The following is a 6,565-nucleotide window of genomic DNA, read 5'->3' on the forward strand; positions in this document are numbered from 1 at the left end:
GCTCACACGCTGAACGCCGCCTCGAAGCGTGCGGCGAAGCCGTCGAATTCGGCCTCCGGCAGGTGGTTGATGCCCGCCGCGCGCTTTCTCCCTCCTCCCGTCTCGAACTGGCGGCAAAAGTCGTCGGCGCCGGTTGCGCAGCCGGCCGGCACGCGCAGGCTCACAACGAAGCCGCCGCCCGGCTTCGGCGAAAGCACGGCGAGCGCGCGCTCCGGCTCGCGCTGCAACAGCTCGTTGGCAAGCGTGCCGGACGCGCGGCGCGCCCACGCCTCGCCCGGCAAGCAGATCAGCCGCGCCCCGGGCACGTCGCGCCCGGCCGGCAGCGCATGCGCCTTCGCCATGTCGTCGCGATAACCCTCGTTGAGGGCCGCAAATACGTCGTTGGCCTCGACGAACGCGAGCGGGTCGGCGAACGGCAACAGCGCTTCGGCCAGCGCTTCGGGCGCGAAGTGCAGGTCGTCGACCGTGTCGCCATAGGCGTTGTAGTTCAGCAGGCGGCCTAGCTGCGCGAGCTGCCCGAGCGTTTCGCCGCCGATGCCATGTGCACGCGCAAGCGCTTCCCCAAGCGTAGCCAGCGCGTCGCCGTATGCGCCCACGATCGCCCAGCGCGCGTGGCGGCCGCCGAGATAACCGTTGACGAGCGCACTCGTGCAGACATCGGGCGCCGTGTTGATGTGCGCCTCAAAACGCGGATGCGTGGGCAGCTCGCCCGCGAAGTGATGGTCGAAATAGCGCAGCGATGCGCCCTCGTCCAGCAGGCGCAAGGCGTCGTCGCGGTTTTGATCGTGCGATACGTCGAGCACGGTGACCCGCACGCCCGCACCACCCGCTACGCGCCTGAGCAAGTGAATGTCGCGCTTTACGCCCGTCACCAACACCGCATCAGCGCCTTCGGCCAGCCGCAGCTGCTGCAGCGCGCAGAGGCCATCCGCGTCGCCGTTGAAGGCGTAGATGGGCAGCGGCGTGGGCGGCGGCGCGCCCGCGCTCTTCGTCGTGGGGCCGCCGTGGCTCATGGCATGAAGTCTCCGCCGTTCGCGTCGAGCGCTGCGCCCGTGATCGCCTTTGCGTAATCGGAGACGAGGAAGAGCGCGGCCTTCGCGCAGTCGTCGTCATTGGGGATCTGGCCGAGGGCGATGTTGGCGGCGATCGGCGCGACGATCTGCTCCTCGGGCACGCCGTGCTCGGCCGCCGCGTGGCGCACGTAGCCTTGCACCGGTGCGCCCCACATCCAGCCCATGTGGATCGTGTTGGCGCGTATGCCGTGCGGGCCCAGCTCCTTCGCGAGGTACTTCACCGCGACGGCGAGCGCCCCCTTCGACACGGCGTAGCCGGCTTCGCCCACGAACGGCTTGCGCACGGCCTGCGTATTGATCATCACGATTGCGCCGCTGCGCTGCGCTTTCATGTGGGCCGCGACCTCCTGCGTGATCGTCATCGTGCCGACGAGATTGGTATCGAACACCGCGCGCCAGCCGTCGAGATCGGCGCTCTCCACCGGCTCGGGAAAGTTGCCGTGCACGAATGCGCTGTTCACGAGCGCGTCGATACGGCCGAAGCGCGCGACCGTCTCCTTCGCGAGCTTGCTGCATTGCGCGCGATCCGTAATGTCCGTCACGCATTTGAGTACTTCGCAGTCCACACCGAGTTCACGGATGCGTGCTTCGGCATCGTCGAGCTTCGCCGCCGTGCGAGCGGCGAGCACGACCGCGCGCGCGCCCTCGCGCGCCGCTTCGACCGCGAGCTTCACACCGAGTCCCGGTCCGATGCCGGATACGATCACTACCTTGTTCTTCAAAAGCATCTCAAAGTCCCCCCTCATAGTTGTACGAATAGCAGAGTTCCTGCTCGCGATGGCGGATGCGCCAGCCCTCGGGCGTGCGCACGAGCGCGTCCACATACCAGATGCCGAAGAACATCACGCGCTCGCTGCCGTCGGGTGCGCGCCACACCATCGGGTTGTGGCACATCGTGCGTGCGCGCGCCGTCTCGCCCTCGATCTCGACGCTGATGTTGCCCATCATGTGCTGGCTGCGCGGAAATTGCGGCAGCGCCTGCGCGAGGAACGCCTGGGCCTCGCGCAGCGTGCAGCGCGGGCCGCCCGTGGCGCGGTAATCGATCACCGCGTCTTCGGTGAAGTAGCGCTCGAGCGCCGCGAAATCGCGCCGGTCGATGGCCGTGCCGTAATCGATCAGGAGATCGTTGATATCCGTGCGGTCGAGCAGGTATTGAAGATCACGCGCCATGGCTCGCCTCGATATGGCGTTCGCGATAGCGCGCGAAATCGCGTTGCAACTGCTCGACGCTCAAGCCGAACTGCGCGAGCGTGTAATCGTGCGGCGCGCGTTTCTCGCGCCCGTTTTGTGCGAGCCAGGCCTGCATGCCGGCGCGCACAGGGTCCGGGAACGTCATGCCCGCGAACGCGTACACTCGTTCGACCACGCCCAGCGGATCGGCCACCGTGTCCTCGAAGCGCACGTCGAGAAAGCGCTCCGCCGGCAGGCCCGCCCGCACGTCCATCGCGTGATGCACCGCGCGCTGCATCTGCGCGCTCCATTGCCGCCCGACTTCGCGCGCATCGGGAGCGTCGGCGTAGAGCTTCCAGAGCGTATGCGCCATGCTCGCCATCGACGGGATGGTTGCCGTCGGGTCGCGATGCGTCAGCACGACCTTCGCATGCGGGAACACCTTGAACAGCACTTCGAGCGTGTGCAAGTGCTGCGGCGTCTTGAGCACCCAGCGCTGCGCGCCTGGCTCGCCACGCTGCGCTTTCTGCCATTGCAGGAACTGCAGCATTTTCTTCAGATACGCATACACCTCGGTATGGTCCTGCTGCGCGAGCCACGCGGTATAGCGTGGCACGTTCGCATACGAGTCCATGGCGCAGAGGAACGAATGCTCCATCAGCATGAACTCTTCGTCGGGCTGCATGGCGTCCAGCGGATGAATCGCGAGGATCTGCGGAATGAAGTGGACCATCTGCTCCACTTCGGCGCGCGCGAGCGCGATGCGCCGCGCGCTCTCGTGCGCCGGCTCGCCGGGCAGCGGCGCGGGGTAGCGCGTTTCCCACCACGCCGCAGAATGGAAGCGCGCGTCGGTGGCGAGCACGCGCTGCAGCAGCGTCGTGCCGGTGCGCGGCAGGCCCACGATCACGACCGGATCGTCGATGGGCTGCGCGAGAATCTCGGGATGGCGCTTGCAATAGTCTTCGATCACGAGCCGGTTGACGAGCTGCGCCAGCACCTTCTCATGCAGCATCGCCTCGCCTTGCGGCGAGAGGTTGGCCTGCGTGGCGAGCGAGTCGAACAGGACCATGAGCGCTTCGCGATAGCTGCCGCCACCGAAGTCGGTCAGTCCTCCTGAGCGCTCGGTCGCGGCTGCCAACAAGCGCTCGACGAGCTGGGCGGTGTCCTCGCGCGGCGGGATCGATGCGATCGGCGCAATCGATGCAATCGGATTGGCGGCGTTCATGCGGTCTCCTTCAGTGTTTCGAGCTTGACCACGCGCGTGGACGGATGCACAGGCGTCGTGGCGCCCACCCAGCGCAGGCACAGCGTGCCGTTGCGATGGCCCGCGGTCTGAAGCCAGTTCGGCACGCCGGGGTCTCGCGCGCTCAACACCAGCATGACGCCGCCGTCCTCGCGCAGGCGCGCCGAATGCTTGTTCAGGCAGATGCGGTGATAGCGATAGTCGAGCGATTCCATCCAGTAGTTGTTGACCTGGACGTTCCAGAAGTCGCACTCGGGCACGCGCTCCACGTCGATCACGAGCGCCTCGTCGTCTTCGAGCGCCCAGTACGTGTGGTAGTAGAAGATGTTCGGGTCGCCGCCGGCGGCCTGGCACACCGCCTGATCGGCGGGCGGCAGCGCGTTGGCGTGCGCCTGATAGCCCTTCGCCCAGTCGGCGAAGATGCGCGAAGTCTGCTCGACGAACGCGGCGGCGCGCTGCAGGCCGTCATGCAGACGCACCGGGTCGAGCGGCGCCGGCTGGCTCGACGAGCCAATGCGCTCGATCTTCAGTTGCGCGGGCTTCTCCGTCTTGCGGTCGAGGAAGGTTTGCCGCACGACCAGCGCGTTCGAAGCCGGGTCCATCGGCAGCCAGTTGCCTTCGTGGCGCTGTGCGCTCAGGACGATCTCGAAGCTGCCATCGGCCTGGACCTGCATATGATTTGCGTCGATGAAGCCCGTCTGCAGCATCTTGCCGTCGGTTTCATAGCCGCCCTTCTGCGTGCCGAAGCTCAGGTACGACACCGTGCCGCGATGACCGCTCACGCGGTACTCGTGCTTGCCGTTCAGGCGCGCGTATTGATAGAGATTGTCGGGATTGTCGGCCCCGATCTTGGCCGTCTCGTGCGAGGGCGAGAAAAAGCCCGGGAAATCCGCGTCCGCGAACTCCACGTGCATTTCGAGCGCGATGCGCAAGAGCCGGCTCAGATAGCGGAACCCTTCGGCGCGCGTGAACGCGTCGTGCGGCGCTTCGGGCCGCAGAATCTGTTCGCCGCTGCGCCGCAGCGTCTCGCAAAAGGCGGCCCATGTCTCGCCCGAAAGCAACTGCTCCTCGCCGGTTGGCGTCGTCATGCTCTGTCTCCTCCGTTGTGCCGTGGGGAGACGATACCGATACCGGGTTGCCTGAATCTTCGTCCAGGCGGACTAACCAGGGCTTACCCTCGCTTTTTCCGTTGGGGCGCGAATGAAGGCCGGTGCGGCCGCGCCGTCTAGCTCAAAAGGACGATGCGCGCCGCGCGCCGACTCCTATCATCGTCGAAGGCGGCAACGGGACTCGCCGCAACGCCATGGAGACGATCACAGTGTCGACGGATATAGCAGCCGACTGCGAAGGCATTGCGCCAGCCAGCTTCGAGGCGGCCGGCCTCGCGCCGCGCGACGTGAGCGCACTGCTCGCGCTCGTCTACCAGGGGCCGGTGGAAGCCACGCCGTGGGCGGGATTGCTCGAATACATCCGCCAACGGCTCGATGCGAGCTTCGTGACGCTCGTGCTGCGCAACCCCGCATCGGGGCGCGCCGGGCTGATCGTCAATGCCTCGGCCTATGGCACGCTGTTGCCGGGCGAGCCCTCATATAGTGAGCATTACTATTCGATCTGCCCGTTCACTACTGTGCCGGCGGGCCAGGCGGTGAGCGCGGACGAGCTGTTTGGCGCCGAGGCATGGTGCGAGCATGAGTTCTATCTGCAATACCTGAAGCCGCTTGACCTGCGCTATATCCTGGTCGCCAACATTCGCACGCGCGACGCCGTCGATTGCGCCTTCTTCGTGAGCCGGCGCCATGGCGCGCGCGACTATGACACGGCGGACAAGGCATTGGTTGCCGTGCTGCTGCCGCACCTGCAACGCGCGGTCGACCTGCACTCGACGCTCGACGTGCTTGAATCCGAGCGCACGCTGTACGCCGGCACGATGGACCGCATGCTGGTGGGCACCGTGATTCTCGACGAGCACGGCAAGTGCATGAAGAGCAATGGCGCTGCCAACCGCCTGTTTGCTGCAGCCGACAGCTTGATGCTCGTGAACGACACGCTGCGCGCGCGCTGCCCGATTGAGGACCGCCGCCTGCAGAAGACGATTCAGGCGGCGGTCAATCACCATTTGATTGCCGCGACCTCGTGTGTCGAGGCCACCACGCTTTCGCGGGCCTCCGGTGAAATACCGCTGAGCGTCCTGCTGCGGCCCATCCCGCTGAACTACCGGGCAGAGGACCGAACGCGCCGGCCGGCCGTGGCCGTGTTTATCCGCGATCCGGCTTCTTCGCCGCAGCATTCGCGTGCCATGCTGCGCTCGCTTTACCGGCTCACGCCCACTGAAACCGAGCTGGCGCTACTGCTCGTGGATGGGCTCACGCTGGACGAAGCCGCGGAGACGCTCGGCATCGCGAAGAATACGGCGCGGGCGCACCTGCGCGGTATCTTTGCGAAGACCGGCGCCACGCGCCAAGCCGTGCTCGTGAAGACGCTGCTTAATAGCGTCGTTTCGATGGTTTGAGAGTTCGGTTTAGTTTTTAGCCGTTGTGATGTGAGTTATCGCTTTTGGGTACGTTCGTGCGTTGCTCTTTTTTCCAAAAGGGGACGACGCTGGCGGATTATTTGGATTGTTTTGGTTGGGGGCTTTTGGGGTGTTGGCCTTTCCTTGTATTCGCGGCGGGCCGCATGCGTTGCCCCTGTGCGGGGCGGCACCTACTTTTCTTTGCAGCGGCAAAGAAAAGTAGGCAAAAGAAAGCCGCTCAAACCGCCAGTGTGACGCAGTGGACCACTAACCTTTAATCGGAGTGGCTCCGGGGCGTCTGTCATCACTCGCCGTCACCCGGAGTGACTAAGGGCTCATCCATCCGGCGGCGCTTCGCGCGCCGTGGGGCATAACCTAAACCGGTGGTACGCGCACATTTTCGTAGGACTCCAGCATATTCAACCGGCAGCACTCACACGCATTCGCTAAGCAGCGCGCACGGTTTTCCATGCAGACCCTTCCGCCCGCGCGTAGCGCGTGGCGGGAAGAATGAGCCCCTTGTCACTGAGGCGGAGTGTGCGAGGTGACGGATGCCCCGGAGCCGCTCCG

At 65.7% G+C, this 6,565-nt stretch carries 6 protein-coding genes; 1 reads left to right on the forward strand and 5 read right to left on the reverse strand.

Annotation, left to right across the window (positions count from 1 at the left end; genetic code table 11):
- Nucleotides 1-2: 2 nt before the first annotated feature.
- Genes EYW47_RS19285 through EYW47_RS19305 form a run of 5 tightly spaced genes read right to left on the reverse strand, consistent with a single transcriptional unit; the run spans nucleotide 3 to nucleotide 4,574 of the window.
- Nucleotides 3-1,013: a DHH family phosphoesterase gene (locus tag EYW47_RS19285; protein WP_205710106.1), complete on the reverse strand. Its 1,011-nt coding sequence runs from the start codon at nucleotides 1,011-1,013 to the stop codon at nucleotides 3-5.
- A complete protein-coding gene (locus tag EYW47_RS19290; RefSeq protein WP_133196433.1) occupies nucleotides 1,010-1,801 on the reverse strand; it encodes an SDR family oxidoreductase in 792 nt (263 codons plus the stop codon). The genes EYW47_RS19285 and EYW47_RS19290 overlap by 4 nt, the downstream gene beginning before the upstream one ends.
- 1 nt (nucleotide 1,802) lies before the next feature.
- Nucleotides 1,803-2,243 carry a nuclear transport factor 2 family protein gene (locus EYW47_RS19295; protein WP_133196434.1) on the reverse strand — a complete coding sequence of 147 codons (441 nt, stop codon included), beginning with the start codon at nucleotides 2,241-2,243 and terminating at the stop codon, nucleotides 1,803-1,805.
- The gene (locus tag EYW47_RS19300) at nucleotides 2,233-3,468 is read right to left on the reverse strand and encodes a sulfotransferase family protein (RefSeq protein ID WP_133196435.1); all 1,236 of its coding nucleotides are present in this window, start codon (nucleotides 3,466-3,468) and stop codon (nucleotides 2,233-2,235) included. The genes EYW47_RS19295 and EYW47_RS19300 overlap by 11 nt, the downstream gene beginning before the upstream one ends.
- Nucleotides 3,465-4,574 carry a DUF1214 domain-containing protein gene (locus EYW47_RS19305; protein ID WP_133196436.1) on the reverse strand — a complete coding sequence of 370 codons (1,110 nt, stop codon included), beginning with the start codon at nucleotides 4,572-4,574 and terminating at the stop codon, nucleotides 3,465-3,467. Before EYW47_RS19305 ends, EYW47_RS19300 begins: the two co-directional genes overlap by 4 nt.
- Before the next feature lie 263 nt (nucleotides 4,575-4,837).
- On the opposite strand from EYW47_RS19305, the gene EYW47_RS19310 reads away from it, so the two are divergent.
- Nucleotides 4,838-5,995 carry a helix-turn-helix transcriptional regulator gene (locus EYW47_RS19310; protein WP_240763810.1) on the forward strand — a complete coding sequence of 386 codons (1,158 nt, stop codon included), beginning with the start codon at nucleotides 4,838-4,840 and terminating at the stop codon, nucleotides 5,993-5,995.
- Nucleotides 5,996-6,565 lie beyond the last annotated feature (570 nt).

Source organism: Paraburkholderia silviterrae (assembly GCF_004353915.1).
Classification (GTDB): Bacteria; Pseudomonadota; Gammaproteobacteria; order Burkholderiales; family Burkholderiaceae; genus Paraburkholderia; species Paraburkholderia silviterrae.

Coding starts and splice junctions, on each gene's coding strand:
- EYW47_RS19285 (WP_205710106.1), bottom strand. CDS start 1,013: ATGAGCCACGGCGGCCCCACGACGAAGAGCGCGGGCGCGCCGCCGCCC.
- EYW47_RS19290 (WP_133196433.1), bottom strand. CDS start 1,801: ATGCTTTTGAAGAACAAGGTAGTGATCGTATCCGGCATCGGACCGGGA.
- EYW47_RS19295 (WP_133196434.1), bottom strand. CDS start 2,243: ATGGCGCGTGATCTTCAATACCTGCTCGACCGCACGGATATCAACGAT.
- EYW47_RS19300 (WP_133196435.1), bottom strand. CDS start 3,468: ATGAACGCCGCCAATCCGATTGCATCGATTGCGCCGATCGCATCGATC.
- EYW47_RS19305 (WP_133196436.1), bottom strand. CDS start 4,574: ATGACGACGCCAACCGGCGAGGAGCAGTTGCTTTCGGGCGAGACATGG.